This window comes from Roseovarius arcticus, from assembly GCF_006125015.1.
In the GTDB taxonomy this organism is placed as follows: Bacteria; Pseudomonadota; Alphaproteobacteria; order Rhodobacterales; family Rhodobacteraceae; genus Roseovarius; species Roseovarius arcticus.
In genome coordinates this window covers 23,069-49,635 of record NZ_SZZN01000002.1, presented here as the reverse complement: position 1 = coordinate 49,635, position 26,567 = coordinate 23,069, and the positions used below count along the sequence as shown (strand labels likewise).

Sequence of the window (26,567 nt, the reverse complement as noted above, 5' to 3'; positions counted from 1 at the left end):
TTGTTTTCTAATAGGAGTCGCACTTCAAGGTAGCGCGCACCCGCGTACAAGATATGTTGCAACCAAGTTGAAATGTCCCTCGGCGCGCAAAGTAGAAATGTCACCAAGGGCGCTGACGGCAGCAAGGCTTAGCAGCCCGGAGACCTCAAATATCGCAGGGTTGTTAAGCCTTGCGTGGGTGGGTCACCCTGCGTCTGGCGGTGATGTTTCTGCGAGCTTTGCCTTGGCGCGCCGGGCGAGCTTTGAGTTCCAGCCATCGTTGCGCCGCCCCGTTGGTTCATAGCGGGTTTTCTGCTTGCCAGCGCGGCGCGGCATTGGTGGTGCCTTGTCCTGTTCGGCCTTAATGTGCTCCAGGACGGCACTGAGATGTTTGTTCTCGGTGATCGCAGCGTGCGTGACGCGCTGGTCCTTGTCGAAGACGGAGTAGGGGAGTCCGACACCCTTCCAGCGAAACTCAAGGCGACCATCCGGAAAGGCGTAGCTGTCGACGTATTTGCCAACGAGATCCCGCGTGATCTCGTTCTCAATCAGGATGATCCGTTGCCGCTCAAACGAGAAGGCCAGCTGTTTGCCGACGTAGCGTTCATCGCGCAAACAAAAGACGTCGCGCAGGCGATCTGGTTCGATGTTCATAAGCCTGTGCAGATTGTCAGCACGGCGTGGGGCCTTCGCAAACTTGGCGTTGTAGCGCTCCATGAAGCCGGGGAGGACCGCATTGGCGGCGTCCATGTCAGAGATCCCGGCCAGCCTGAGTTCTTTGACCAAACGATCCTGCAATATGCGGTTTGCCCGTTCGACGCGGCCCTTGGCCTGAGAGCTGTTTGCGCAAAGAATCTCGATGTTTAACTCATTCAGGGCACGCCCAAACTGGGTCATGCCGTGCCCCGATTTGGCGGATTGATTTGCCACACGGAACACCGTGTGCTTGTCGGAATAGAACGCAACCGGCCGACCATGCGCTGCCAAGTATAGATCCAGCGCCTCAAAGTAGCTGAACGTGCTCTCGGAAGTAACGAACCGCACCTGCATCAGGGTGCTGGTCGCGTCATCGATGAACACCAACAGAGTGCAGGCCGGACCACGGTCTTCAAACCAGTGATGATCCGAGCCATCAATCTGGATCAACTCTCCAAGGCATTCCCGACGCAGCCGCGGCTGGTGAAATGTGCGGCGTTGTTTACGACTGAGCCAAATTCCAGCGTCTTTCATCCATTTACGCAGCGTCTCACGCGATACTTTCAAATCGTGGTCTTCAGCCAGCTTCTCAGCGGCGAATGTCGGCCCAAAATCGCTGTACTTCTCTCGGACCAACGTCACCGCAAACTCACGCACCGCAGGGTCGATCCAATTGTTGGATCTGCGACCACGCGCCTTATGCCGGATCGCTGCCGCGCCATCCGACTGAAATATCTTCAGCAACCGATGAACCTGCCTGCGGCTCAGCCCCAATACGTTGGCAGCCGTGACAGCCGTCATCCGGCCTTGTGTCACTTGGCTCAGCACTTCGATCCGGTTTAGTTCGCGTTCGCTCATGATCACCAACCCCACGGCCACACTCCAATCCTGCTTGATCAACAGGGAAGTGTGACATTTCTACTTTGCAGATGTGGGACATTCTAACTTTGCGCGTACAAGATATGCGCCTATAAGGTTTATTATGTAATGTAGTCTCTTTTTTCGCCAGTCCCTTTTACAATAGCGCTTTCTGTTTAAAGTTCAGAGCACCTAATTGAGGTCTTTAAGCATCACTGGCGTTTTTTCATGGTCAGTATCCAAGGCTCCCCTGAACGTGCAGAAGGATCCCACAATGGTATCGATAGCCTTCCGATAAAGTCAAAAGGTTATCGATAAAACAAAATGCTAGAAAGTTAGCAAATTGTTATTGGGCATTTTTGTCTTTGGCCAAGATGTGTAAAGCTTTTCCAGTCTTACTATCTTTTCGATAAGCTCGACAAGCGCAACCTCTTCTCCAATTGTCAAAGAGCTAAGTCGATCAAGCATCTGTTCCCACGCGACTGGCAACCCGGCCAGTTCACCCTCCGAAAATTCCAGATAGTCTTCAATGTCCGCCTTAACCCTGTCAAATAATTTTTCATCGGCGTCAACGCATAGGGGCGAATGGTACAAAACATTTTGCATGTAACTTATTTGTTCATTGGAAAAGCTTTCTTTAACCCTCGCCGCATCGTCAACAATTTTTGAGTAGCGGCGTATAATTTGATCTACAGAGGATCCTGTGCTGCCTTCCGGTCTATAACAAGCAAGCAGTCTAAAACTGGTTTTTGTTAAACCGAACTGTGGTACAATAACGTCAAATTCTTCTTTCATGATAAATCCTTTTTTATTATTTTATCGATCATACTAATAATTCTAAACTTGCATTTGTGTCAATTAATAATAATTGTGATTATTAAATTTTTTTAACGTCTTCTTTTTAACGTGCCTAGACAAGCCATTTGAGCAGATCCAAATTTCTGCAACGGTGATCCCCCAAATTACGAGGTTTCATAAGTAGAATTTTCTCAGCGAGATTTCAGAGGAGAATGTGAATGAAAAAAGCAGATCTACTGAGGCGCAGATTCTTGCGATCCTACGCCAGGGCGTAGGTGGCGCGCCGGTGGCAGAGTTGTGCCGCGAGGACGGCATAAGCATCGCGTCCTTCTAAAATAGCGAGCGAAGTATGGCGGCATGGACGCGTCGATGATCAGCCAGATGAAGGCCATGGAAGATGAGAAGCGGCGCCTAAAGCGGATGTATGCGGAGCTACGCATGCAGGCTGATCTGTTGAAGTAAGCCCCTGAAAGAAAGTAGGCGGGCCATCTCAACGCTGAGAGGGGGCCGTGAAAGTGGTGGCGCGCTGCGGGGTTAGCATTGCTACTTGAGGGGATCACGCCTCAAGGCGCGCCATCAAGTGGCCGACTTTTGCTTCGCCCCACTGGCAGGTTGTTACGCCGCCGTTAAAAGAATTATTATTATTGAATTCTCATAAATTTCTAAACGCGAAGAAATTTTAATTTTTCCGAAAGTGGGATCTGCGATCTATTACCTCATCAATAACAGAAGGATATATATTGATGAAAGTAATTATAAATAGAAAAATCTACGACACGGAAACCGCGAGAGAGGTCGCCAAGGATCAGCTTCACAACAGAAATAGTATTTCCTGGTTCGACGAATCTTTATATCTCGCGCCGAACGGCGCTTGGTTCCTGGCCGGCGAAGGCGGACCGCTATCACACTATGGTGTCGACTTGGGGCAAGGCGAGAAAGAAGGTCGGCAGATGCTTACTCTAATGTCCATAGACGAGGTCATGGATTGGCTGGAACAGCGGGGCGAATACCATATACTTGAAACGCATTTCAGCGACCGCCTTGAGAACGCCTGACCCTTATTTACAAAGCGATCTACGCGTGATGGCGAAAGCTGATCTTGGCAAGATACTCGACGCCCCGGCGAGCGGGCTGGTTCATTTGACCGGCCCGTTGCTTTCACAATGAGTCATTTAAAGTCGTTCGACTGCGGTTAACATGCGGCTTGCAGCAACCTTACAGAATTATAAGCCAAGTTTTCGAGTTCCGTTCTGAAAAAATATTATTTCGATAAATAATATTAATTTCGCCATCAGCTTTTAGTATTTTTTGCCATCCAGTCGTCAAGAATGCGTCGGATCATCTCCGGCCGAGTCGGAAGATCCTCTTCTTCCCTCCTTAGATCGTCAATCTGTTTTACAACGTTATTTTGAAGGCGAAGCATCACACTCATCGTGTCGACTTTAGGGCGTCCCATTTTTGCCATATAAAAAATCCCAATTAATGATTGACTTTCTTATATAACGATATCATAATGTAGCGAGCAAGGCAAGAGGTGGATCTCTTACCCTGCTCTAAACAATCAGATCTAATAAGGAGATCATCATGTCTAATATTTATACTACCAGCCCTACTCCGGCTCAGGAAGCCGCTTCCAAAGCCCATTCGATTTTTGAACCCCGCTTTGCGGATATCGTGTCCAGCCTACATTCGTCGCTCGAAGAAGAGGTCTGGTTCGACGACTCCGACTGGGACCCAGCCTTCGACTGGACTGAAGACGCTGATGCCGTCTGGCACGCCATCGCCGAAGATGCCGAGGAGCTGACAGCGCTTCCGCCGCAGAACGCCAATGATCTGGCCCAGCACCGGATGTCACGGCTGATCGCCCGCGCAATCCGGTCGCAGTCCCTCTTTGAGATCGACGACGTGCTGGCCCGCAGCGCTCGGTGCCTTGATACGGCGAAGCGTTTTTGCGCTCCAGAAATTCACTATTTGCTGGCCGACGCGCATGAATGCCTTGACCGTATGGTGTGCCTTGCGGGTTCGGAGATCGCCGAAGAGGAGGCCTTCGCGCTTCCTTGGTCGCAGTCGCTGGCGGCCTGACAGCCCGTAATTTCAGAACCTCGCTTCTTCATCTCGACCGGCATTTGAGTGCCGGTTGTGCTGCCTATTGCCCAAAAGGAATATATTAATATGTCATTTCAACCGCTGTTAAGCGGGCTCGATGCGCTGTCTGAGCCCCAAACCCCACCGCCGGGGCATGCCCTCCGCGACTTTCCGCACGTTTCAAGCCAGGCGCTCTCCGCCAACGCCAAATGGATCGGCCGCGCCGGTGAGCTGCTCGTGGAAAGCGTGCTGCTGCGCATTGGACTGGTGTCGTCAGGGCTGCCGGAGTTCATGTCGGCAGACTGCGTCGTCCATCAGCCGGGCAGATTGCTAAGTGTGCAAATCAAGACCTGCAGCAGGCCCCGCGAGGGCGCGTTCCACTTCAATATATCGAAGGGCTACCACCGCTCGCCGACCGGCGTCCGGCGTTATGGTAGCGGGGATTACGACCTCCTCGCCCTCGTCGCGCTCTCGGAAAACGTCGTCAAGTTCACAGCAAATCAAAGACGAATGCAGTCATTTCTTTTGGCTGATGTTCATGAATTGAGAACGCATCCGCGCCGAAGCCTGGATGCAGCGCTTGAAGAGCGCGGGCTTGCGCCCTGCGACGTAGCTGCTGCCGCACCCACAACCGCCCAATATTAATCAGAGAAGGAGACCCCTATGACACATGACAGAGACGGCCCCACAGCAGACTTAATTGAATTCAAATTGAACTTGGCCAAAGCTTGCGCGGAGGCTTTATGCAAAGCCGACTGGTTCAGATGGCTTTCCACGATCGATGTGATTGATGACGACAATAATGAAGGTGATGACGATCTGGATTTCGTCGAGGCGCAGCCCGTGGACAATTCGACCGTTGTGGTTGGCAAAATGGCCGGAACGGTAAGCGGTCCACCCGCCGCAAAAGCGCTGTCCGAGGCTGAGATTGCGCATGAATTTGCGAATGCTCAGGATCCATGGGCGCGTTGCGACGGCGTGGAACGAATTTCACAAAATGGGCGCCCGCACCCCTCCGCAATCGCTGCAGCCGCCGGCCTCGGCATGTTGTTCGACGATGAGGGAGATCTCCAGAAAATTTTTCGCCCAGGCGGGATCACGAATGTCATCTGTGCCTCTGCCGCAACGAGAAGTGTTCTGGAGGAAATTTTAAGGGTGGTCACTGATCATTGGCAAAAGCGGATCCTGAGCCAGAAGGGTCCCGACTTGCATTTTCATAATTTCAGCGCGCGTCCAGATGCGAGTACAAGAGATCGTACCCGCGCACAGCACGAGTTTCAGATCAAAGTCGAAAACAGTCTGCGCAGACATGGCCCTGTTTTGATTATCAGCAGCCGTGCCCGGCAGCTACCTGCCGCACTCGAAAGCTTGACGCGCCGAATCTTCAGATGGGCCGGTTTCACAGCGGAGATGATCATCGAAGCCCTCAGGTTGACCCACAGCACCACAGGCATGCTTGCTGAAGCTGAAATTAGGAAGCGACTGCCCAGCCCAACAGCATTGAAACGGCTGGAGCCTGCGCAGATCGATGCCGCCTTCGAAGAGGCCACGACGTTGCTTGTCGCAGATCGTCTTGCCGAGATCGCAAACGCCCCGATGGGGCCAAAAGCCGTGACGCTCGATGCAGTGCAGGGGCTGGGAGCTACGCGCGGATATCTGGACCGGATGCTGAATGATCTGCAGGAGTGGCAAGAGGGCCAATTGGCATGGCCTGATGTGACCAGCAGCGCTGTCTTCCATGGCCCGCCGGGGACCGGGAAGACGATGCTTGCGAAAGCCATTGCGGGCTCTGCTGGCATCCCGCTGATTTCGACGTCTTATGCAGAGTGTCAGAAAGCAGGGCATCAAGGCGACATGCTCGCGGCTCTCTCGGCCGCTTTTGAGGAGGCCGCGCAGGCGGCCCCTGCGGTGCTGTTCATCGACGAGATCGACAGCTTTTCCGATCGTGGTGGGGACGCGAGCAACAGATCCTACATGCGCGGTGTCGTGAACGGGCTTTTAGAACAGATTAATCATGCCGTCGAGGTGGAGGGCTTGGTCCTGCTTGGCGCGACCAACCATCTCGATGCGATCGATGAAGCCGTCATTCGCAGTGGCCGTTTCGATCTCAAGTTGCATATTCCGTACCCGAACCGGGCAGGGATCGAGGCGATCCTGTCGGCAAGACTTGGCCAGAAGCGCGCGGAACAGCTGAATCTCAGGGCTGTTACCGATCGTCTTGTCGGCCAATCGGGCGCCACCGTCGAGGCCCTCGTAAGGGACGCGTTGGGGCGGGCGCGCGCAGAGAAAACCGAATTGCAGCAAAAGCATCTGATGGAGGCTGCTGATCATCTGGCTCCCACGCTCAGCCCCTCACTGCAGCGCCGCATTGCAATCCATGAGGCCGGGCATGTGCTAGCTACTTTGCTTTCGCCCTTGCCAACCCCGAAGCGGGCACAACTGACAGCGCAAGGCGGCATGGTCGAACAAGGTCCGTTGCCAATTCTGACACCAGATTGGGCGCGGGCTCGACTTCAGGTCTTGCTGGCCGGGCGTGCCGCTGAAATCCACCTTTGTGGCGTTCCGACCAGCGGCGCAGGCCTCGGGCCGCAAAGCGATCTTGCGCAAGCAACCGAGCTCGCGCTGGCTGCGGAGACGCGCTGGGGCTTTGGAGAAAGCGGTCTGGCGTGGCATGGCGCCAGTGTATTCGGGATCGATACGGCGCCGGAGAAGGTCAAGGACCAGGTCGAGCGCCATCTGCGAACGGCGCATGAGAAAGCCATGGCTATGATCGAAGAGAACACAGAGCTTTTGTCCAGAATTGCAGACCGCTTGGTCGAGGCGCGCGAACTGGATGGGCAAGAACTGGAAGCGATCCGGCGCAGTTTGCCGGTTCAAGCGGCCTCAATGGACGCGCACCGCCAGGAGGCCGTTTACAGCGTCCAAAGGGTCTAATCAGGCCTGGACGCGCCCGGATGATGTCCCGGCCGGACCTCCATGTCTTCTGTCGATGCATAGCCCTGCCGCAAGGGTTGGCGAACAGGCGCCGAACATCTCACCTCCCTGATCTGCAGCGCGCGGCTTCCGGCAAGGCCGCGCGCTGTATTTGCGTTCCCGTAGTGCTCTTGGGTTCGCGTACTTTGGTGCCCAAGCGCCGCGGCGAGATCACACTCCTCCAGCGCATGCCCCCCTGACTTGAAATCCGATGTCAGGGCATGGCGGAAGACATAAGGCGTCAGGTTATGCCGCAGCCTCGGAAAGGCGATTCTGCCGAGGCGGCTGACCAGCTTGCTCAGGGAGACTGACACCCTGTGATGACGCTCAATCGGCATTAGCGTCTCGCCATTCTGCTTACGTGTCTTCGCAGCAATCTCGAGGGCTAGGCAACTCTGGTTCCTTTTCGACATGTGATGGAACAACCAGAGGGCTTCGGCTGTCAGACACGCCAACTTGATCACGCGCCACTCCTGACCCTTGCCAAGATGTGTCCCGACATCATCGGACACCTTTGCGCCCATAATCTCGAAACGCAGAGAGGGATGATCGCTGTCAGTCACCTTGTAAACAGTAACCCCAAGATCATCACTGAACTCAGATGGTCGGCAGCCTGTCAGCATGAGAGCGGCGAGGCGAGCACGTCGATGATCATCCAAGTGATCATCCAGGATGACCGCCTTCCCCCAAAAATGCGACCGCCAATCATAATTTGGAAAGGTCTTCGCTTTGCGCCGCTGATGCTGGTTGAGCGCATAGAGGGTGGTTTTCTGCGACGCCGTTGAACTGGATGCACCGGGGTCTTCTCTGGTATCCTTTTTAGCAGGACGGTCCCGCAGCGCGGTATGATGGGGATCCGGCCGAACTTGCAGAAGGAACGCGATGGCGCCACTCAACTGGTGCAGCCCGTCACGGGAAAGCGGCTCCTGGCTCCCTGCCATGCGACCTCGAACATCTACATCAAGGTGAGGCTTCAGGCACTGGACAAGATGGCGTTGATCGTCTTCATTTTTCTGACCCGTGATCATTTGCCGCCAATAGAGAGGACCCAATTCCAGCACATCCCGGGCAGCCATCCTCGTCAGCGCAGATCGGTCGCTTTGGCGGCTATTCGCAGTCGTCCACCCGCCTTCGGCGTCCATCGCAAGATAGCTGATGAAAGGATCGCGTGAGGGATGTTTGCGCGCAATGGCTGCCGTGCGCTGTTCATATTTGTGCCAGGTTCCACTCTGCAAAAGGTCTTCGAAAGAATAACAAGCAGTCGACTGAAGAGCGAGATCATGGGCCTCGATGCTTTGCTCGAAAGATATCTCAACGGCCCCGCGCCCCTGTCCGCCATCTCCGTCGAGCTCAAGGCCATCTGCATCCTCATTTGCAAAAGGGCTACGTTCAATCCTGTTCATATGAGATCACTCCTTGTGCTGAAAATGCCAAGAAACCGATGCCTGCAAATTCGGGGGTTCGAAAAATGCGACTGCACTGCTGTCCGTAGTGATCACCCTGACACGCGGGGTGAGGACGGCTATTACATAGCGCCAATCTGACCTCGGCCGTCGCTTCTGATCGCGCCCTAAAGGAGGCACTAGGGTAACGAAAGTCTCCAATTCCGGCACGTATTTGTTGAAAACGGTAACGCTTTTGTTGAAATTGCGAAGGCGGGTGTATCATGCGCTTTACCCTTCCGATCGCAGGATTTCGAGAACGCAGATCCAGAGATCGGCACCAGTCGCATCGCAATATGGCAGTACGGTCAGCGCCATCTGTGCAAAACCAAAATCAAGTGTTCCCGACAAGGTCCCCTTTCCTCTTTCGGAAGTATTCCGAACGAGGGCGAACGACGCCGGTTTCCGCCCAAGTCGCAGACCTCGGATCGTTGTCATATATTTCCGGGGACTGTTCTCCTGATCCGCTTCAGGCGCCACCTCCTGCACACGAATGGTCAGATTGCTCTGATAGCCATCCAGGATTAGATCACAAATATAGGTGGGCGCCTTCGTCCCGGTGATCTTCTGAAATACTCCGGCGTAAGCGGCTCTTCGGAACCCCGCCAGCGCGAGCTCTGCAAACTGCTGTCTGGTTTGGTCGATTGACCTGCGTCGCAAATCATTGGCTTCTGTTTTGATAGAATTCATATCTGTCTCCCTTGGGTTTAAGGAAGACTTGGGCCGCTCATCTTTAAAGAACGTTAAAGAAGATTTTCATACGAAAAGAAGTGATCTCAACTCTGCCCCGCATCCATTTTTCCGCTTTGGCGGTAAGGACGACATGGTGCTATTTTTTTTAGCCAAAGCGGTAGATATTGGAGACGAACTCTCAATATCTACCGCGGGCTGTGCTGCCCATAATTCAGACCAGCGTCTGAAGGTCCTGCAATATTGACGCAGAAATGAGGCGTGCCAGCTTGAAATCGCTTCACTCTTCACATGATAAGACCTTGCAGACGAAGTGGTCACGCTTGAGGCCTCGCAGTGACCTCACTTGGCCGCTTTCATTTTTGCGATGATCTCAGCTTGGTGATCAGGCATGTTTTCGAATAGATGCGCCTCGCTGATCACCTTGTAGATTCTCTTCACATGCAGGGGTTTGGCCCCGAAGACTTGGGCGCAGTGCTCTGCGGAGCGGGCGGCAGTCATTTCCGAATAAGGAAAGCGCCGACTTGGGCCTCGAATACTGCTCATGTAATCTGTCCGTTCTTCCGAGTAGAATCTTCCTGCATTGTCGAACTCACCCGGTGGGTGTCAGTTTCTTTCTTTTCGATTATAATATGCAAACGCTGCGCATATATCTTTATCACTATACCCTTTACTTTTTGCTTGAGATTCAATACCTATATTCTTGTACGGCAGATTATTTTTCTTATATAACATATTATTTCCTTTTCTATATAATACTAATTTCTTTTACGATGAGTATAGTTTAAGAAAAATTAATAAATTCGTATTTATTTATAGGAATGAATCGCGAAATAACTATGTATGTTATGCGATGATTTTTGCCTGATCGTAGAGATCGTTTCGTACATCAAGGACAATCTTCTGCTAATCGCATTTGCGATAAAATTTGGCAGCGACATTGCCAAGTTGATCACGGCTTTCCGTCGGGATAGCCGGTCGTTGAGATGCTTCAGCCAATTCGTCTAAGCGGACTTTGAAAAGTATCCGCCATGCGCATTCTGAGCTCTTCATAGATATTGCAATGTGGCCATCGCCAGCGCGAGGTAGCGACCCGCTTTTGCGAAGGTCACAATGATCAGAAACCGTCCCAAAGGCTCCTTCAGTACGCCCGCTGCAAGGGTCAGCGGATCCCCGACAACTGGCAGCCAACTTCCGAGCAGACTCCAGTAGCCCCATTTTTGATACCAGCGCGATGCGTTCTCCATCTGCGTTGCAGACACCGGGAACCAGCGCCGGTCAGTGAAAAGGTTGAGGTATCGTCCGAGGGCCCAGTTGACCACAGAGCCAAGGACATTCCCCACCGTGGCAACGAGAATAAGCAGCCCCATGGGATGCGTGTTGGCCCACAGCAATCCGACCAGCGCCGCCTCGGACTGGGCAGGGATCAGGGTTGCGGCTAGAAACGCCGCCAAAAATAAACCGGATAGCGCCATCATATCAACTACGCATGGGCCAGTGACGGTGAAGATCGTCGATAATGATCGCGTGACTGTGCCCGCGGACCCCATGGCTTTGTAGATGCGGGTGATCTGGTGGTAGATCTCTATGAGAGTGCGCGATCTCGGAGGAGGTTCGCGCTGGCCACATCAAGATGGACAGGATGACCCCGGCGGCAGACAGAAGGGCAAGAACGGTCAGCGCGGGCACTGTGCCAAAGGCAGTCATCAGCCAGCCCGAAAGGGGATAGGTCAGCAGCCAGCAAGCATGGGACAGCGCGAATTGCGCAGCGAAGATCGCGGGTCGATCCTCGGGGTGGGCAGAGCGTCGCAAGAGGCGGCCTGATGGCGTTACTACAGCTGAAGTGCCAACGCCGATCAGCAACCAAACGGCGAGCAGAAGCGGCCAGTTCAGCCCGGTGCTCCAGACGGCACCAGCAATCCCCAGTAGAGCTGCGATCATCATCCACGCCCCGGACATCATCACAGGTCGATCGGGAAATCTGTCCAGCAGGCGCGGCAAGGCGAGCGCCGAGATCATGCTGCCGGCCCCAAAAGCAAACATCGTCCAAGCCAATGCGGTATTGCCCAGACCCAGTTGCCCGCGCACCAGAACGACTGAATTGACCAAGACCATCGCGCCCGCACTTGACACCGCAAGATTCAGAGCGAGAAGACCCCGCAGGCGCGGTGTGGCGAGGTAGATGCGAATGCCCCGTGTTATCCGGTCGTAAATCCCGCGCGGTTCCTTCCCCTTGGGGCCGGGCAAGATAACCGAAACCACCAGAAGCGCTGACGCGGAAAATCCGACGACAGTCCCAAGAAACAGAGTGTTGTAGCTCATGACCGTAAGCAGCAATGCGGCCAGAGCAGGGGAAAGGATATTCTCCAGGTCATATGCCAGTCGCGACAACGAGAGCGCACGGGTGTAGCGCGCTTCGTCCGGCAGGATGTCTGGGATTGTGGCTTGAAACGTGGGCGTGAACGCAGCCGAGGCCGATTGCAAAAGGAAAATCAGGACATAGACCTGCCAGATTTCGGTGACGAAAGGGAGCGCAAATGCCACGCCCGCGCGCACAAGGTCCAATGTCACAAGCATTGCGCGGCGAGGCACACGGTCGGCGAACGCACTAGCGATAGGCGCAATACCAACATAGGCCACCATTTTGATTGTAAAAATCGTGCCCAGAACGAGGCCCGCTCGCTCTTCGACGAGATCGTAAGCCAGCAGGCCGAGCGCCATTGTCGCCAAGCCCGTACCAAGCAGCGCTACGACCTGCGCCAGAAAAAGATGCCGATAGGTCCGATCAGAAAGAACTGCCAGCATGTTGCCCTCAGAGATAGCGTGCGATCGCCTTGAGTTCGGCGCGATCGGTCTCCGATCCTTCGACATCGAGGCAATGATCCATATGGTCATGGATCAACACGCGCTTGGCATTCGCCACCGCCTTCTCGACAGCCAGAAGCTGTTGGGCGACCTCAAGGCAGGGTTTACCGGCCTCCAGCATTACGATGACAGAGCGTAGATGACCGTCGGCACGTTTTAGCCGGGCAATCAGCGCAGGATGACCTGCATGAGCGTGTGTGTCTGACATAGTAAAGTCGTATCCCCCTGGGGAGGATAGAGCAAGACGGCGCAGTAGCAGCGTTGCGAACAATATGAGCGGACAGGCGGGCATGAAGCAGCTTTACGGACAATCGGTCGAGCCGCCATTGCGATGCCTCTCTATGTGGCCATGCTCGTCTGGTCGGTGACGCCCACAAGCTCGCATATCCGCACGGTTCCTGTTGTGCTCCAAGACCAATAATGCGCCTCTGGGCCATCATGGTGGGGGTCAACAGAAGCATCTGCTATCGCGATTGGCCCCCCTGCCCTACCGTAACCAGACGATCGGCCGAGCTTAGATCCGGCACCGCCGAACTTGGTTACGATAACTCGGACTTATCCTAACTACGACTCTTGAACATATTGACTATTATGCGTTTTTGATCAGCTGGTAAAAATATGTAAAACCCGACCCCCTGCTTCGGGGCAGAAGTAACCACATGATCTACCTCGGACGCCGTCATCAACCCCGCGATTTCGCTGAAGCAGCCGTTCGTGCAGATAGCAGCGAAGGTCTTGAAAGAGCCCAATGTGCCCGTTATAGGCGCTGCGGCTGCTGACCTGTATCAATACATTCAGGTCAAGGCATCCACAGTGATATTTGGGAAGCGGTCTTTTTGAAAATGAAACTACATTCAGAATTTTTGTGTGAATTTCATCTATTTCCAATTATGTCTCAGCCAACTTTTGGCGGCCGGTGCTAAAAAAGTAGACATTGTTATCGGTCGACTAAAGGTGCGCAGCTTTGCGAATGAAGGAGTTACTATTGCCTCAGAAGTTCACATTTATCGGGTATGGTGCGAGATCATGGTACGCAGCAGGTCGTATTGTGAAATGGGTAGGCTTGGTATTAAACATTGCGTCAGGGATGATGCTCGTTTCACTGGTTAGCCCGGCCCATGCTGCCTGTGTAACTACGTCAGTCGGCAATGCTGACACAACAAACTGTGTTGTTGGCGGCCCTGTAACGCCTGCAATCAACACCGGTGCCGGTGTCGACAGCTTCACAATGACCGGGGGTAGTTTGGTTAGCCTCGATCAGGGCTCTGGCTTTGATACATTCGTAATGAACGGTGGTCATATCATCGGGCTTTTCACGGATGGGGATGACGTTACATTTACAGGGGGGCGCATTGGCAGCGTCAACCTCGGGGCCGGAAACAATGTATTTAACATGTCGGGCACCGCGCAGATCGACGGGGTTTTGAATGCCGAACAGGGGAATGATACCATCAATCTTTTCGGTGGTTCTATCGGCGGCATTTTTTCATCGGGCAGCGGAAACGACATTCTGACACTCGATGGCACCGCAATGGGTAGCAATGTAATCTTCGAGGGTGGTTCAGACCAACTGATTTTAAGGTCGGGGTCCATTGCTGGTTCGATTTTCATGGACGATGGGCCGGGGCATACAAATGGCACCGACGGATCTGATACCGCGCTTGTGGAAAGCAGCTTTAATCTGGGCGCATTTACTGGAATCTTTGATGGCGGCGATGACTTTTCTTCGGCGGATGGCCTAATCGATGTTCTGACCATTCGCGGCGCATCCGCAGCAGTTAATGGTGCGAATTATATCAATTGGGAAACTATAATTGTTGACGGTGGATCGCTCAGCTTTAGTCCAATTTTATCTGTTGGATCTGACCCTGGAACCGGCCTGAGTTTGTTAAATGGAGGCATTCTCAATGCGGCAGGCGGTTTTGCCCTAACCGGCAATTTATCCAACAACGGCGTAGTATCGACGCTAAATGGTGTGGTCGGGGATACCTTCAGTATGTCTGGCAGTTATTCCGGCGGTGGTCTGCTTCATGTTGACGTGGATTTTGCGACCGACACGGCAGATACGCTAACCGTTGGGGGGAGCGTGACTGGCGCTGGAACGGCGATTTCCGTTGCAAACGTCTCCTCAGGAGCGTCCACGGGCAATAACGTATTGGTCGTGGATGTCACTGGAACGACAGCTGCGGGAGACTTTACGCTTGCAGGCGGTCCGGTAGCAGCTGGCGCGTTCAACTATGATCTCAGTTTGTTGGGAAGCCAATGGTTCTTGGCCAGCATAGGCGCAAACTCAGTCGGCAGTGTTTACGAATCTGCGCCGTTTGTTTTAGGCACTCTCGTTGACCTGCCGTCGCTCGAACAGCGAGTCAGCCAACGGCGATACCTCACAAAAGTAGCAGGAGACAGGCAGATCGTACACGGCGCGTGGCTACGTGCCTATGGGGACCGGTTTGACGTTACGCCGTCCAGCAGCACAAGTGGGGCGTCGATTGACGGAAGTTCCGGAGGTCTACAATTTGGCTATGACGCTTTGGCAGAAGTTGGCGACAATGGTCAGTGGGTCTTTGGCATTACAGGTCAGTACGGTACTGTGAATAGCACGGTCACAAATGCCATGGGAAATGGGAGCATCAAAGGTGACGGCTACGGGCTTGGAGCAACGGCAACCTGGTATGGCCAAGACGGGCTTTTCTTTGATGCTCAGGCACAGCTGAACTGGTTAAGTGGGGACTATGCAGCTAACGGCACTGATCTTGCATCCGACCAGGATGCTATGGGCTATGGTTTGAGCGTTGAGATGGGCAAACGGTTGGCACTGCACGACACCGTATCGCTTATTCCTCAAGCGCAATTGATCTGGTCCAGCATTGATGGGGATTCGTTTACGGACGGTGCGGGTAGCGCTGTTGATATTGGTAGCCGAGATAGCCTGATTGGCCGATTGGGCCTCGCATATGAGCACGAATACCTTGACACGGATGGTGGCCCGGAAAAGTATTATGCTATCGGCAATCTGGTGCGTGACTTCTCCAGCGCAAGCTCTGTCAACGTGGCCGGGGCATCTTTGGGCGCAAACTACAACCACACGTGGGCTGAGATCGGCCTCGGTGGCTCAAAGTTTTGGGATGATAACAAGGCAATCTACGGTGAAGTCTCGTATCGTGAATCTCTCAGCAGCAACGGCAGCTCAGGACTTGGCCTAACAGCAGGGTTCAGCATCCAGTGGTGAGAGAACGGGCTGCCTCTTGCATAGATGACCTATCTTGACTGCTGAAAGTAGTCGCTGGGTTTACGCTTGTCAAAGGCAGCTTCGTCCCGCATCTTACCAGTTCGTGCGCCCCGCAGCGAAGGTCGGCTATCGCTCTTGCCCAGTCTCAACAATGAAAAATGCTAAGTGATTGTTTTCATTGCAAGCGGCGTCTCACCATTTAAAAATTTCGACACTCATTCTAAACTGGGTTGCGACAAATCCCCTATACGTCAGCTCCCAACTGACACGATCTAACTTTCTAAATTGCCTCAGTTTCGATGAACGCCCTCGTCCCACCTAGATCAGAAAAAGCCCTGGTACGACAGCTCAGCACAATAATTTGCTGATCCTTCGCTGCGTGCGACAGCATATTGAACATCGTTGAAATCCGTTCGTCATCTGTGTGTACCAGCGCGTCATCAAGGATTAGGGGCACCTGCCTGCCTTGTTTCGCAAACAACTTTGCGAACGCCAATCGGGTCAGGATAGCAATCTGCTCATAGGCACCACCTGATAAAACGCTAATGTCGTCTTCGACACCGTTGCGGATGATCTTACCAACAAGCATCTTGTCTGGATCGAGTTCAAAATCAGCCCCGGCATGCAACTGCGCCAGCAGCGGGCGTAGTTCGTTGCGGATCGGTTCGAAATAGGTTTCCTGTGCATCTCTTCGTGCTTCATCAAGATGCGCGATGAGCATGTTCAAGGCCTTCGCTTGCAGCTCATATCGCTTGGCGCGCTCCAATGACTTCTCAAGCTGGTCTACGACCTCTGCGAGCTTTTCTTCAACCGCACCTTCGGATTGCGTCTCAATTGCCCCGTCCAAGCGTGCAAGCTCGCGTTCCAGTTTGTTGATTTCGTCGCGATCTGCTTTCTCGGCACTGAGCATACGTTCATGGGTGGATCGCGCCACGTCCAGATCGGGCGCATTTTGCTTAAGTACCGCGAGGGTTCGGACTGCCGCTCCTTCTTTCGTAGCCTCCTCGTCACGGGATGCTTGTAATGCGGCAAGGGCGGCGTCTTCACCCAGCGGCTTTGCCAACGAGGTCTGTTCCTCCAGAAGATGGTTCAGCACACCACTGGCCTCGGCCACATCGTTTGCTGCCTGCGTGGCGGCTGTTTGAAGCGCTTGGATGTTGGACCTGAGGTCCTCAACATCATCATCAAGGTCTGTTATCTGTTCTTCGATCTGCTCAGCCGAAAGGTCCCCAGGTTGTGGGCCAGCTGGGTCTGGGGGCTGATCATCTGGCGCATGCTCCAGATCTTTGCAGAGTGCCTGCCATTCCTCATTCAATGCCTCGATGCCATCAGGCGCTAGCCCTCTGATTTCCGCTAAGGCCACAGCCTTGTCATTCGCCGCACTTTGACGCGCATTAAAGGCACTGCGAGCATCTTGCACTGTTTGAACACCAAACGCTTGAAGGGCTGCATCTTGGTCTACTGCTAACGCGTCTGGGTCCTCGATACCCTTCCCCGCCCCCGCCGCTGGAGAGAGATTGATGGTGCCAAAGCTTGAGAGTTTCAGCGCGATCGGACGATCAATCAGCGTTTCCTTGTCAGGTTCAAGCGCCACATCGTCGCATTCAACGGTGCCCGCTGCTGATGGCTGGACTGAGAAGCTGGCAAATTGTGCGCGACGCTGCTCATGTGCGACGCTGATACGCCGACCAAGATCAACAAGGTGATCAAGGTCAATCTGTGTAATTTCAGTACGTCCCAAAATCACATCCGCATCGTGCAGCTTTTTCTGTGGCGCCAAACGCTGGCGGGCGAGATCGGCAAGCGCGCGCAGACGGTCCCACTTGCGGCGGGATTTTTCGGTCGCGCGCGCAGCACTCAGAGATTCAACCAGATCGCGTCGCTTCACTTCTTTCTGCGCGATCACCGCCTTTGCGTCCGTTAGCGTTTTGTCTGACTTGCTTTGCGCAGTCCGAAGATCAGACGTCTTCGCCTCTTTCTGCGTGATCTCATTAACGAGCTGCTGACGGCGATCCTTTGTGTCGGAAATGTCTTTTATTTGGCGGATCAGCTGGTTTTTTTCAGCTACGATCAATTGGAGCGCTCTATCGGCGTCCGTTACACTGCGATCGTGCTGCTGTGCCTTTTGATAAGCCTCTTCGGCCAAAGCGAGTTGCTCAATCTGAGCTTTCTGTTTTAGCGGATCGTGCAATGTGTGCAGGCGCGATTTGGCCTGCCGTTTGACCACTAGAGCCTGCGACAGAACTTTAACATCTGCCTCAAGCCGCTCCTTACGCCCGAGCAATACATCAATGTTGTCCTCGATTGCTTTCCACGGGCTTCCAGCCTTTGCTTTAAGACCTTTGGTGGCTAAGGCATCTAGTTCTTTGCGGCACTGTTCGACGATCTTATCCATACGCCGCCCGCCAGTCACTGCATCAATCTGACCTCGCACACTAGACATCAAGTCGCGGCGCGCAGCCACGTTGCTGGCGTCTTTGTCTTTGCCTTCTGGATCAACATGGGTTGCCCCCTGCCGTACCCAAAGAAGACCGGCAGGCCCTTTGTTCATCTTGTTGATGTTGTCCTCAATCCAAGCCTCAGCATCGCCTTGTTGCTTGATGACTTGTCCGTTTGAGCAATCGATTATTTTTGCCGACTTCTGTGCCAAGAAGGACTTCTCAACACGAAAATCCTTTCCGTCTATTTCCACAACAGCCGCAACGCACGCGGCACCGCCTGAATAAGGTTGCAGGTTCTTCACCTCTTGCGAGGATGATCCGTGTGGCACAAAGAACAAGGCATGTAGCGCGTCGAGGAATGTCGACTTTCCAGCCTCGTTCTCTGCCGTGATGGTTGTCAAACCATCACCAAAAGGTCCCAGCTGCGCTTTTTGCCCGCCGAAACGACGTACATTCGTCAACTCAAGCTTCCGCAATTTCATTGGGACGGTTCCTGTTGGGCAACATGGAAGAGATGCGTCAAAGCGATTTGAGCGATCTGGACATCCTCAGCTGTCCGCCCCTGAAGGTCCGTCGCTTCGAACAAGCTGTCCGCAGCCGCCCGCAACGCGCCTCCCGTTGCAATCAAATCAAGATCATCGACGGCCTGTTCAATACCCAATCCATCTAGGATCATCTCGAAATAATGAAAGTCGTCAACGATCCGGTTACACGTATCCCGAAGCTGGCTTTGTTCGAGCAGACCAAGTCGCCCTGACGCCTCAAACCGAACCAGCATTTTGTCCCGATCCGAAGCTGGAAGTGCTTCTATCAACTGTTGGGCAGGGTCCGTGCCCGCAAAGAAGTCGAGCGCCAGAAGTCGCCAGTCAAATTGCCCAATCGGAACGGGTGTCACCTGCGGGACGTCTCCGGGTGCTGCAATCTCGACAAGCAGCGCACCCGCTTGGGAATGCCCTTTGAAGCTGTCGGCCTCAGGACTGCCCGAATACCACGTCCGTGGCGTGATTGATTTTTGGCCGTGCCAATCGCCGAGTGCCAAATAGTCGAGTTTAGACTGTTCTGCCCGATCCGGTTGAATGACCGCAACTGTGCCCTCTTCGCTGCCAAAATCCAGAATGCCGCCATGTGCCAAACCTATCCTGGAACGTTGACCGGTTTGCGCATCTGTCATCCAGTTCGTAAGGTCTACGCCAGGGTTCCGCACTGTGGGCGGGGCTGGAAGGATCGCTACGTGATCGCCGATTTCGATAATGTCAGGTGTTAGAGCAAGGATCACGTTGTCGGGCTTGTCACGTTCAATGCGTTCCCAAAGATCAACAGCAGCCAGGCTGTCGTGATTGCCTGGCAAGAGTACCCACAGCAGGTCTGCGAATTCGCTCATGACATCAAGTGCGCGACGGACAACCTTAGAGGGCGGCGCTTCGGCGTCGAAGGTATCTCCGGCAATCAATATGAGCTCAGCTTTGCCGGTCCGCGCCGCATCACCGAGACGCCTTAAGGCACCGAGACGAGCTGTGCGTAGCGCCGCCTGTGTGTCAGCGTCGAAACGACCGAAGGGCTTTGCGAGGTGAAGATCGGCTGTATGAAGAAATCGCACCAGAAAAGCTCCTAAAATCTCTTGTACACCACCGTAGATCTTTGAAGATGTGCCTGCAAACCAGCAATTTCTGAAACCCGTACAAAGCAGCCCGACAAAGCTTAATCAGTTGCTAAGGGGCATCGTCAGCAATGCAAGTACGCTTTGCATCGTATTGCCATGCCGAATTCAAATTGGCTGCATTGATCCTTGGCATTCCATCCCCTAACCTTACAGCCAGAGGTATTTCATGACGAATTTTTATCGCCGCCTTTTTGGCACAACAGACAAGTCCATCAGCAAGACTGTAGAAGTAGTTGAGAACAATAAAGCCGAAGCCTCGCACCCGATACTTCCCGGATCGAGTGATAGATTTGAGCTACTGAAAACGGGAACATTTAGGTTCGTGGCCGTTGATGTAGAAACCGCCAACAGCAACAATTACAGCATCTGCCAAATTGGCCTAGCGATGGTCTCTGTTACTGGCGAGATCCACACCGCAAGTTTCTTGGTTGATCCAGAGGAACGGTTCGACGACTTCAATGTCCAACTTCACGGAATTGATGAGGAGGCCGTTTGCCGTGCGCCGATATTTGAAGTGGTGCTTCGATCAATGAGGCCATTTCTGGAGCGGCACACACTCATCCAGCACAGTAGTTTTGACAAGCGGGCCTTTGATGCTGCTTGCAAAGGGAACGGTATTCCGAACCTGCGAACAAACTGGCTCGATAGCGTCATCATCGCCCGAACAGCTTGGCCAGAGCTAAAAGGCAATGGAGGCCACGGATTGGCCAGCCTCAAGACGTTCCTGAACTTAGATTTTGATCACCATGACGCCGAAGAAGACGCCCGGGCTGCAGCCGAAGTTGTTCTTCTTGCAGAGACTCACTCAGGTGAAAAGTTCACAGCCTTGGCAAGAACAGCGAAGCAACGAAATCAGAACTATCCGGTTTCCGTGGCCGTTGGGGGCAACCAAAGCGGGCCACTCTACGGACACGTTGCTTGTTTTACCGGGCAGTTGTCTCTCAGCCGGCCCGAAGCTGCAACTATAGCAGCTGGCGCCGGTATTGCTGTCAAAGCGGGCATGTCCAGAAAGGTCACGTTGACCGTCGTTGGTGAACAAGATTTGGCTACTCTCGTGGGGCACACCAAGAGCTCCAAACACCGTCGGGCCGAAGAACTTATCAGCGAAGGCTTTGATATTCGTATAATTGGTGAACTGGAGTTTCTTGAGCTAGTTGGCAAAATGCCTCCTTAAAGCAGTGAAATTCTAATCAACTACTTTTTATCTACGGTCCAAACGCCATTAATCGGAGATCCGAATGCCCTACGTAAACTCATCTGCCATCTCTCGTATTGAATGGGACAGTGGAACACTTTCGATCTGGTTCACGGGATCTGGAAGGTACGAATATTACAATGTTCCCGAAGCGATCTTCGAGAGGCTCCTTGCAGCAAGGTCAAAAGGAACGTTTTTCAATGATCACATTCGAGACCAATACGGAGTCTAACCAAGATGCGCGGTGATATCGTAGAGTTCAACAGCGTCTTGAGATTACCTTAAGCCGGCAAATATGTGTCGGTCCCTTTCATTTACATATTGGTGCTACCTTGAAAATAAAAAGTGTTGAAATTCACAATTTTAGATCAATCAAACGCGAGACTCTAGATTGCACGCAGTTCAATTCGTTTGTTGGCCCGAACGGGTCAGGGAAATCGACGGTCTTGAATGCACTTAACGTATTTTTCGGAGAAATTAATTCGTTTTCAGAAGAAGATTTTCACAACCGCGACACGAGCGCTCCTATCGTGATCAAGATCACTTTTCATCACCTAAGTGACGATGCGGCGGAAGAGTTTAGTCACTATGTGAGGGCGGGTCTTCTTGTGGTTCAATCGGAAGTGGCGGCTAACTCAGACGGATCTTTCAAGAAGTCCGTGCGCGGGGAGCGCCTTGTCTTCTCTCCATTCAAAGAATTTTTTGAAGCTAAATCCGCGAAGGAACGCGGCGATATTTTCAAGCGCCTGCAAGGAAAACACAAAGGACTTGAAAACGCCACCAATGACGAAAATCGTCGTGCGGCCCTTGCAGACTACGAGGAGGCACTCCCAGATACCGAAAAGCAGTTAGCTGTAAGTGGTGCCGAATTCTTCGGCGTCAGTAAAGGCGCACACAAATTCCAACGCCATATCAGTTGGGTTTATGTTCCTGCGGTCAAGGATGCTTCGAGCGAGTCCGAAGAAGCGAAAACATCTCATCTGGGCAAGCTGATCCAGCACACCATCAGATCTGGGATGGACTATGACGCAGAACTTGACCGGATCAGAACTGAAGCACTTGATTCCTATTTGAAGCTCTTATCTAATCAACGGACCCACTTGACCGCGCTGCAGGGCCGGTTAGCAGAAAGGTTGCAGGCGGCCGTCATGACTGACGCCGACTTAACTTTGGACTGGAAGAAAGACGAAAAGTCAGTCTCCGTTCAAGAACCTGTGGCACAAGTTCAACTCTCTGAGCGAGGTTATCTCGACAATGTTGAAAAATTTGGTCACGGACTACAGCGTTCGTTCCTGCTAGTTATCCTTCAAGAGCTGATGGCGGTTGATGGCACGGTCAGCCCAACGCTGCTCTTAGGGTGTGAAGAACCCGAATTGTATCAACACCCACCACAAGCGCGGCATCTCGCTGAAATCCTGATGGAGCTATCAAAAGGTGATGCTCAGGTCTTAATCACGACGCACAGTCCCTACTTTGTGGAGGTCGAGCACTTTGATGGCATTAAAATGTTCCGCAATGTGTCCGGATCGGTTTCGGTGTCTAAGTCATCGTTTTCGAACATTCTGAGCGATTACAATACAGCCTTTGACAAGGCATTGCACAACGAGGATCAGGCGCGAACAAAGCTGGCCATCCAAACACAACCGAAATTCAACGAAATCTTCTTTGCTGAGAAAGTTGTGCTAGTCGAAGGAATATCGGATCTCGCCTGTCTCGAGGCCTACCTTCGACTCTCGGGTAAGAAATCAGATTTCCAGAAATCTGGTGCTTCCATTGTTGTTTGTGAAGGCAAAAGCTCACTTGCACTTATGCTCTTAATTGCAAAGAGTTTCAGCATACCATGTCATGTAATTTTCGATTGCGACTCGGGTTACGAAGAGAAGTTCCGAGAAAACCCTGATAAATACCAAGGCGCCCGCAACGAACACATTCGCGACAACGACGCAATCCTAGAACTTGCGGGCCACGGTAAACTAGGAAAGTTTCCTGATGAGCACGTTTTTAGGGAAAACCTTACAGCTTGGCATATCGATATAGAGTCCACGCTAGATCAGGAGTTTGGCTCTGAGTGCGAAGCCTTCCACCAGGCTGGAAGGAACGCTGTAGGCAATCTGAGAGGTTCAAAAAAGCATCCGCTTTATGTTGCAGCCTCAATGTCGTCTGCTTGGGAGGCTGGTAGAAAATTTCCTGTTCTAGAAAAGGTTGTGACTGCGTTACTGGCATAATGAATTTGCCCCTCGTAAGTGTCACATCCCGGCAGGTAGTATGGCTGTTTCTTGAACAGCTCTGGCTTGAGTTTGTGCCAGTCCTTCATCGCCTGCAAGGGCGTCTTGCTGCCCAGGGCTGATTGAGGAAGCTGCTGGTTGTAGAGCCAGACGTAGCGGTGCAGCGTCGTCTCCAGTTCCTCGCCTGATCGGAAATGGTGGCTTTGCAGCACTTCTTCGATGCGGCCATTGAAGCGCTCGACCATGCCGTTGGTCTGAGGCGACTTCGGCGGTGTCAGGCGATGATCGATAGCGAGAGCGGCGCAGAGTTTGTCGAACTCGTGCTCACCTGTCGCGGCGCGCTTGCGCAAACCAAAGAGCCGGTCGGTGAACTCTTTTCCATTGTCAGTCAAAACCGTGCGGATGCGCAGCGGGCAAGAGCGTTCCAGGTCACGTAGAAAGCGCCGGGCGTTGGCCGCCGTCTTGGTCTTGAAGACGCGGATGAAGACCCAGCGTGTCGCGCGGTCGATTGCCACGAAAAGGTAGCGGCGTCGGTCCTCATCGGCCATTTGCGGCAGGTATTTCACGTCGATGTGGATGTAGCCGGGCACGTAGGCCTTGAAGGCGCTGTGTTTCGGCACGGCTGCCTTGGCTTTGAGATCGCGCAGGTTTCCTACGCCATGCCGACGCAGGCAGCGGTCCAGACCAGAGCGCGAAGCGTCTGGATTCAGGAACTCGCGCACCACCGCCAGAAGGTCGTCCAGCGAGACCAACAGAGTCCTGCGCAGCGCCACGGCGACGGCTTCTTGCGCGGGCGTCAGCGTTGTCTGCAGCCGATGCGGCGTATGGCTGCGATCCTCGACGCTGTCGCGCTTGCGCCACTTATACACGGTCTGCTCCGTGATGCCGAAGCGCTCTGCCAGCAAAGGCGCAGGCTCCGTACTCGCTTGGATCGCAGCCCGGATCTTCGGCGTTGTCGTCGCTTGCTTGTGAAGATGGATCAGCATGGTCGCACCCCGTCCCGAATGTCCCTCAGAACCGATCTTGCCATGAAAAATGCAGACCGCCGAGGGCTTATGTGATCATCCGGGATGGAACACGTAAGCTATTATGCGTATTGCAAAACTGTCCGGCACTGGGTTCAAACCGCGTTCGGCATCAAATATCTAAATTGGTAGAACACATAGCTTTGGCCAGAAGCGCGTACGCCTTTTGCAAAAGCAGGCCTTGACGTAGAAGTGCCGAATGGTCACTTCTCTAATTGAGTCCATCTTTCCTGTGGTTTGAAAAAATCGTCTCAACCACTGTGATTAGGTTAAGTGGCTCAAGCTTTGATGAAATCGCATCCAGCTCCAACAATTCGCGAGTCAAATACGGGTGAAACTTCTCGGTCAATAGGTTCCCAGCATCTGCAAATAGATCAACGTCTTCACCTTCTCCAATGCTCTTGAGAACCTCGGTTAGTGGCCGGGTTTCGTAACCCGCTTCCACTTGTAAGAACCCATCATATTGTTCGACAGAAAACCCAAACCCTCTCAGCGCAAGCGCCAAGGTTGTCGTTTTCATTGTCCCTACTCGTGTTGCGATGATTGAGGTCTCTTCGCCCAAATTGATTAGGCGCGCATTACTGAACCCCATCTGCGCATAGTTCAGCCGCGCCTCCTCAAGCATTTCAAGCGCATTCCCGTCCATGTAGAGGGGCTTGGTATCGCCCTCCAACACATCGAACATGCGCGCGATCACTTTGTCATGGATCTCGCCCGGGTCACCACCGAACACAGGCGGCACACCTGCTTTGGCGGGTTTGACCATGATGACCTTCTCACGGTCATGGATTTCCTGGACCAACCAGCGGCGTCCTGAAAAGATCAGCATCATCCCCGGCGAAAGGATGTTGTCGATTGGCAATGTCCCAAGATCCCGCCCGTTTGAAACCAGTCGGTACTCCTCGGGGGTCTTGAACACAGCATAAAAGCTATAGTGCTCGACCAGCCGTTCCCCAGTTTGCCCCAACAGCAACAACCCGCCGTCTGTTTGCTCTATCAACCCTGTTTCAGGATGACCGAGCGCGCGCAGCACATCCGTAAACATTGCTGTGCTGACTTGGCGAAATGGCCCTTCGCGGCAAAGCACGCTGTAAAGAACATTTGCTGGGGCCCCTCCCCGCTGCGCGACCACTGAAAGGATTTGATGGACAAGTGTCGACAGATGCAGCGCTTGCGGCTTGGGTGGTTCACACCAGCCCTCCAGCAACAGATCAATCATCGCAATAGACCGGATCAAGCCTAATCTCAGACGATCCACAAAGCTGCTATCCGAAGAAAGCCTCGTTTCTACCGCGTATTGTCTAAGGATGGCTGGCTGACCCTCCCTGCGCCCCGAACGCCCCAAACGTTGCCGTAGGGCTGCGACAGTGAAAGGTGCGCCAATTTGCGCCACACAGGTTACATCACCGATATCGATACCCAACTCTAAAGTGGACGTGCAGACAGCCGTGGTCGGTTTGCTGCTGTCTTTCAGGCGCCGTTCAACAAAATCGCGGTGATCGCGTGAAAGGCTGGCATGGTGAGGATAAAACTCTTGGGGAAGATGCTCTTGCTCGCACAGATTGCGCAGTCGGTCAGCGTAAATCTCGACACGTTGACGCGCACCGGCAAACACAAGATTATCGCTTCCCCGTAGATGCGCGAACAAATGCGTTGCGACAGCGTCTGTGGCAGATGGGGTGTTGTCGTCTTCTCCACCGGACAGATATCCCCGTAGCTGGAGTTTCAGTTCCGCTTCTCCGCCGTCTGCTTCGATCAATGTGACGTGTTCCGCATTGTCAGGCCGCAGATAAGCGCGGGCAAGATCCATATCGCCAAGCGTCGCAGATAGTCCAATCCGGCGTATGGGCCTTTTGATTGCCAACTCAAGACGAGTGAGCAAAGATCGCAATTGCACCCCGCGCTCACTATCGAGCACAGTGTGCAACTCATCGATCACCACAGCTCGGGTCGCACCGAACAGGCGCGCGATTTCCAAGCCCCGACGTACGAACAATGCCTCAAGCGACTCTGGCGTGATCAATAGTATCCCTTTGGGGTTTTTCATCGCACGCGTTTTGACTGATTGCGACACATCGCCGTGCCACGGCACCACTGGAAGCTCCGCCTCTTGGCAGATGCCTTCCAGCCGTCCCGCCTGATCGGTGATGAGCGCCTTGAGTGGCCCAATATAGAGCACGTCGAACCCGCCACCCTCTGCTGGCGCATCCAGCACCTGAGAGATCAACGGGAAAAATACGGCCTCTGTTTTGCCGCCAGCCGTCGATGCCGCGACGATGAGGTCGTTGTCACTTTCGTAAATAGTCCAAATTGCACGCGCCTGAATGTCGCGCAGCTCACGCCACCCCTGCTGTCTGATCCACTTCTGGACGGGGCGGGCAAGTTGGTCAAAGGCGCTGCTCATCC

At 53.4% G+C, this 26,567-nt stretch carries 20 protein-coding genes and 2 pseudogenes; 10 read left to right on the top strand and 12 right to left on the bottom strand.

Going from position 1 to position 26,567, the window contains the following annotated elements:
• Window positions 1-183: 183 nt before the first annotated feature.
• Both MK6180000_RS19850 and MK6180000_RS19845 read right to left on the bottom strand, forming a co-directional pair.
• Window positions 184-1,548, bottom strand: coding sequence for an ISNCY family transposase (locus tag MK6180000_RS19850; protein WP_138934111.1), 1,365 nt, complete (start codon window positions 1,546-1,548; stop codon window positions 184-186).
• Window positions 1,549-1,860: 312 nt separating this feature from the next.
• Window positions 1,861-2,328, bottom strand: coding sequence for a hypothetical protein (locus MK6180000_RS19845; RefSeq protein ID WP_138936636.1), 468 nt, complete (start codon window positions 2,326-2,328; stop codon window positions 1,861-1,863).
• A 217-nt stretch (window positions 2,329-2,545) separates the two neighbouring features.
• Between MK6180000_RS19845 and MK6180000_RS19840 the strand changes: the two are divergent.
• The 5 genes and pseudogenes from MK6180000_RS19840 to MK6180000_RS19820 all read left to right on the top strand — a co-directional run.
• A pseudogene (locus MK6180000_RS19840) lies at window positions 2,546-2,790 on the top strand (transposase); the annotation flags it as partial.
• Window positions 2,791-3,074: 284 nt separating this feature from the next.
• The gene (locus MK6180000_RS19835) at window positions 3,075-3,386 is read left to right on the top strand and encodes a hypothetical protein (protein WP_138936635.1); all 312 of its coding nucleotides are present in this window, start codon (window positions 3,075-3,077) and stop codon (window positions 3,384-3,386) included.
• A 529-nt stretch (window positions 3,387-3,915) separates the two neighbouring features.
• Entirely contained in the window at window positions 3,916-4,413 is a 498-nt protein-coding gene (locus MK6180000_RS19830; protein WP_138936634.1) for a hypothetical protein, read from the top strand.
• 90 nt (window positions 4,414-4,503) lie between these two features.
• The gene (locus MK6180000_RS19825) at window positions 4,504-5,061 is read left to right on the top strand and encodes a hypothetical protein (RefSeq protein WP_138936633.1); all 558 of its coding nucleotides are present in this window, start codon (window positions 4,504-4,506) and stop codon (window positions 5,059-5,061) included.
• Between the two features lie 18 nt (window positions 5,062-5,079).
• Window positions 5,080-7,350 carry an AAA family ATPase gene (locus MK6180000_RS19820; protein ID WP_138936632.1) on the top strand — a complete coding sequence of 757 codons (2,271 nt, stop codon included), beginning with the start codon at window positions 5,080-5,082 and terminating at the stop codon, window positions 7,348-7,350.
• Here the strand turns inward: MK6180000_RS19820 and MK6180000_RS19815 are convergent.
• A complete protein-coding gene (locus tag MK6180000_RS19815; protein WP_138936631.1) occupies window positions 7,347-8,792 on the bottom strand; it encodes a site-specific integrase in 1,446 nt (481 codons plus the stop codon). The genes MK6180000_RS19820 and MK6180000_RS19815 overlap by 4 nt on opposite strands.
• Window positions 8,793-9,062: 270 nt before the next feature.
• A complete protein-coding gene (locus MK6180000_RS19810) occupies window positions 9,063-9,521 on the bottom strand; it encodes a hypothetical protein (RefSeq protein WP_138936630.1) in 459 nt (152 codons plus the stop codon).
• Between the two features lie 28 nt (window positions 9,522-9,549).
• On the opposite strand from MK6180000_RS19810, the gene MK6180000_RS19805 reads away from it, so the two are divergent.
• Window positions 9,550-9,768 (top strand): hypothetical protein, encoded by a 219-nt coding sequence (locus tag MK6180000_RS19805; RefSeq protein ID WP_138936629.1) that lies wholly within the window; start codon window positions 9,550-9,552, stop codon window positions 9,766-9,768.
• 95 nt (window positions 9,769-9,863) lie between these two features.
• On the opposite strand, the gene MK6180000_RS19800 is transcribed toward MK6180000_RS19805, so the two are convergent.
• The 4 genes from MK6180000_RS19800 to MK6180000_RS19785 form a co-directional block, all read right to left on the bottom strand.
• Complete coding sequence (locus MK6180000_RS19800; RefSeq protein ID WP_138936628.1) at window positions 9,864-10,067, bottom strand: hypothetical protein; 204 nt, start codon at window positions 10,065-10,067, stop codon at window positions 9,864-9,866.
• 503 nt (window positions 10,068-10,570) lie between these two features.
• On the bottom strand, window positions 10,571-10,999 hold the full coding sequence (locus tag MK6180000_RS19795) for a YqaA family protein (protein ID WP_138936627.1): 429 nt from the start codon (window positions 10,997-10,999) through the stop codon (window positions 10,571-10,573).
• A gap of 1 nt (window position 11,000) precedes the next feature.
• Window positions 11,001-12,326 carry an MFS transporter gene (locus tag MK6180000_RS19790; RefSeq protein WP_138936626.1) on the bottom strand — a complete coding sequence of 442 codons (1,326 nt, stop codon included), beginning with the start codon at window positions 12,324-12,326 and terminating at the stop codon, window positions 11,001-11,003.
• A gap of 7 nt (window positions 12,327-12,333) precedes the next feature.
• Complete coding sequence (locus MK6180000_RS19785; protein ID WP_138936625.1) at window positions 12,334-12,594, bottom strand: metal-sensing transcriptional repressor; 261 nt, start codon at window positions 12,592-12,594, stop codon at window positions 12,334-12,336.
• A gap of 762 nt (window positions 12,595-13,356) precedes the next feature.
• Between MK6180000_RS19785 and MK6180000_RS19780 the strand changes: the two genes are divergently transcribed.
• Window positions 13,357-15,615 (top strand): autotransporter family protein, encoded by a 2,259-nt coding sequence (locus MK6180000_RS19780; RefSeq protein WP_138936624.1) that lies wholly within the window; start codon window positions 13,357-13,359, stop codon window positions 15,613-15,615.
• Between the two features lie 280 nt (window positions 15,616-15,895).
• On the opposite strand, the gene MK6180000_RS19775 is transcribed toward MK6180000_RS19780, so the two are convergent.
• Both MK6180000_RS19775 and MK6180000_RS19770 read right to left on the bottom strand, forming a co-directional pair.
• Window positions 15,896-18,538: an AAA family ATPase gene (locus MK6180000_RS19775; protein WP_138936623.1), complete on the bottom strand. Its 2,643-nt coding sequence runs from the start codon at window positions 18,536-18,538 to the stop codon at window positions 15,896-15,898.
• Window positions 18,535-19,653 carry a metallophosphoesterase family protein gene (locus tag MK6180000_RS19770; RefSeq protein WP_171054735.1) on the bottom strand — a complete coding sequence of 373 codons (1,119 nt, stop codon included), beginning with the start codon at window positions 19,651-19,653 and terminating at the stop codon, window positions 18,535-18,537. The genes MK6180000_RS19775 and MK6180000_RS19770 overlap by 4 nt, the downstream gene beginning before the upstream one ends.
• Window positions 19,654-19,882: 229 nt before the next feature.
• Between MK6180000_RS19770 and MK6180000_RS19765 the strand changes: the two genes are divergently transcribed.
• The 3 genes from MK6180000_RS19765 to MK6180000_RS19755 all read left to right on the top strand — a co-directional run bounded on the left by MK6180000_RS19765 (window position 19,883) and on the right by MK6180000_RS19755 (window position 23,136).
• Window positions 19,883-20,890 (top strand): exonuclease domain-containing protein, encoded by a 1,008-nt coding sequence (locus tag MK6180000_RS19765; RefSeq protein WP_138936621.1) that lies wholly within the window; start codon window positions 19,883-19,885, stop codon window positions 20,888-20,890.
• 64 nt (window positions 20,891-20,954) lie between these two features.
• Window positions 20,955-21,143, top strand: coding sequence for a KTSC domain-containing protein (locus tag MK6180000_RS21085; protein ID WP_138936620.1), 189 nt, complete (start codon window positions 20,955-20,957; stop codon window positions 21,141-21,143).
• Window positions 21,144-21,243: 100 nt separating this feature from the next.
• The gene (locus MK6180000_RS19755; RefSeq protein ID WP_171054734.1) at window positions 21,244-23,136 is read left to right on the top strand and encodes an ATP-dependent nuclease; all 1,893 of its coding nucleotides are present in this window, start codon (window positions 21,244-21,246) and stop codon (window positions 23,134-23,136) included.
• Window positions 23,137-23,156: 20 nt separating this feature from the next.
• Here the strand turns inward: MK6180000_RS19755 and MK6180000_RS19750 are convergent.
• Both MK6180000_RS19750 and MK6180000_RS19745 read right to left on the bottom strand, forming a co-directional pair.
• Window positions 23,157-24,122, bottom strand: a pseudogene (locus MK6180000_RS19750) (IS481 family transposase); the annotation flags it as partial.
• A gap of 250 nt (window positions 24,123-24,372) precedes the next feature.
• Complete coding sequence (locus tag MK6180000_RS19745; protein ID WP_138936618.1) at window positions 24,373-26,565, bottom strand: DEAD/DEAH box helicase; 2,193 nt, start codon at window positions 26,563-26,565, stop codon at window positions 24,373-24,375.
• Between the last annotated feature and the right edge of the window lie 2 nt (window positions 26,566-26,567).

Excerpts from the sequence above, each read along its gene's own strand:
- MK6180000_RS19815 (WP_138936631.1), bottom strand. The coding sequence starts at position 8,792 with ATGAACAGGATTGAACGTAGCCCTTTTGCAAATGAGGATGCAGATGGC.
- MK6180000_RS19790 (WP_138936626.1), bottom strand. The coding sequence starts at position 12,326 with ATGCTGGCAGTTCTTTCTGATCGGACCTATCGGCATCTTTTTCTGGCG.
- MK6180000_RS19835 (WP_138936635.1), top strand. The coding sequence starts at position 3,075 with ATGAAAGTAATTATAAATAGAAAAATCTACGACACGGAAACCGCGAGA.
- MK6180000_RS19820 (WP_138936632.1), top strand. The coding sequence starts at position 5,080 with ATGACACATGACAGAGACGGCCCCACAGCAGACTTAATTGAATTCAAA.
- MK6180000_RS19800 (WP_138936628.1), bottom strand. The coding sequence starts at position 10,067 with ATGAGCAGTATTCGAGGCCCAAGTCGGCGCTTTCCTTATTCGGAAATG.
- MK6180000_RS19830 (WP_138936634.1), top strand. The coding sequence starts at position 3,916 with ATGTCTAATATTTATACTACCAGCCCTACTCCGGCTCAGGAAGCCGCT.
- MK6180000_RS19845 (WP_138936636.1), bottom strand. The coding sequence starts at position 2,328 with ATGAAAGAAGAATTTGACGTTATTGTACCACAGTTCGGTTTAACAAAA.
- MK6180000_RS19765 (WP_138936621.1), top strand. The coding sequence starts at position 19,883 with ATGACGAATTTTTATCGCCGCCTTTTTGGCACAACAGACAAGTCCATC.
- MK6180000_RS19780 (WP_138936624.1), top strand. The coding sequence starts at position 13,357 with ATGAAGGAGTTACTATTGCCTCAGAAGTTCACATTTATCGGGTATGGT.
- MK6180000_RS19825 (WP_138936633.1), top strand. The coding sequence starts at position 4,504 with ATGTCATTTCAACCGCTGTTAAGCGGGCTCGATGCGCTGTCTGAGCCC.
- MK6180000_RS19785 (WP_138936625.1), bottom strand. The coding sequence starts at position 12,594 with ATGTCAGACACACACGCTCATGCAGGTCATCCTGCGCTGATTGCCCGG.
- MK6180000_RS21085 (WP_138936620.1), top strand. The coding sequence starts at position 20,955 with ATGCCCTACGTAAACTCATCTGCCATCTCTCGTATTGAATGGGACAGT.
- MK6180000_RS19745 (WP_138936618.1), bottom strand. The coding sequence starts at position 26,565 with ATGAGCAGCGCCTTTGACCAACTTGCCCGCCCCGTCCAGAAGTGGATC.
- MK6180000_RS19795 (WP_138936627.1), bottom strand. The coding sequence starts at position 10,999 with ATGATGGCGCTATCCGGTTTATTTTTGGCGGCGTTTCTAGCCGCAACC.
- MK6180000_RS19775 (WP_138936623.1), bottom strand. The coding sequence starts at position 18,538 with ATGAAATTGCGGAAGCTTGAGTTGACGAATGTACGTCGTTTCGGCGGG.
- MK6180000_RS19810 (WP_138936630.1), bottom strand. The coding sequence starts at position 9,521 with ATGAATTCTATCAAAACAGAAGCCAATGATTTGCGACGCAGGTCAATC.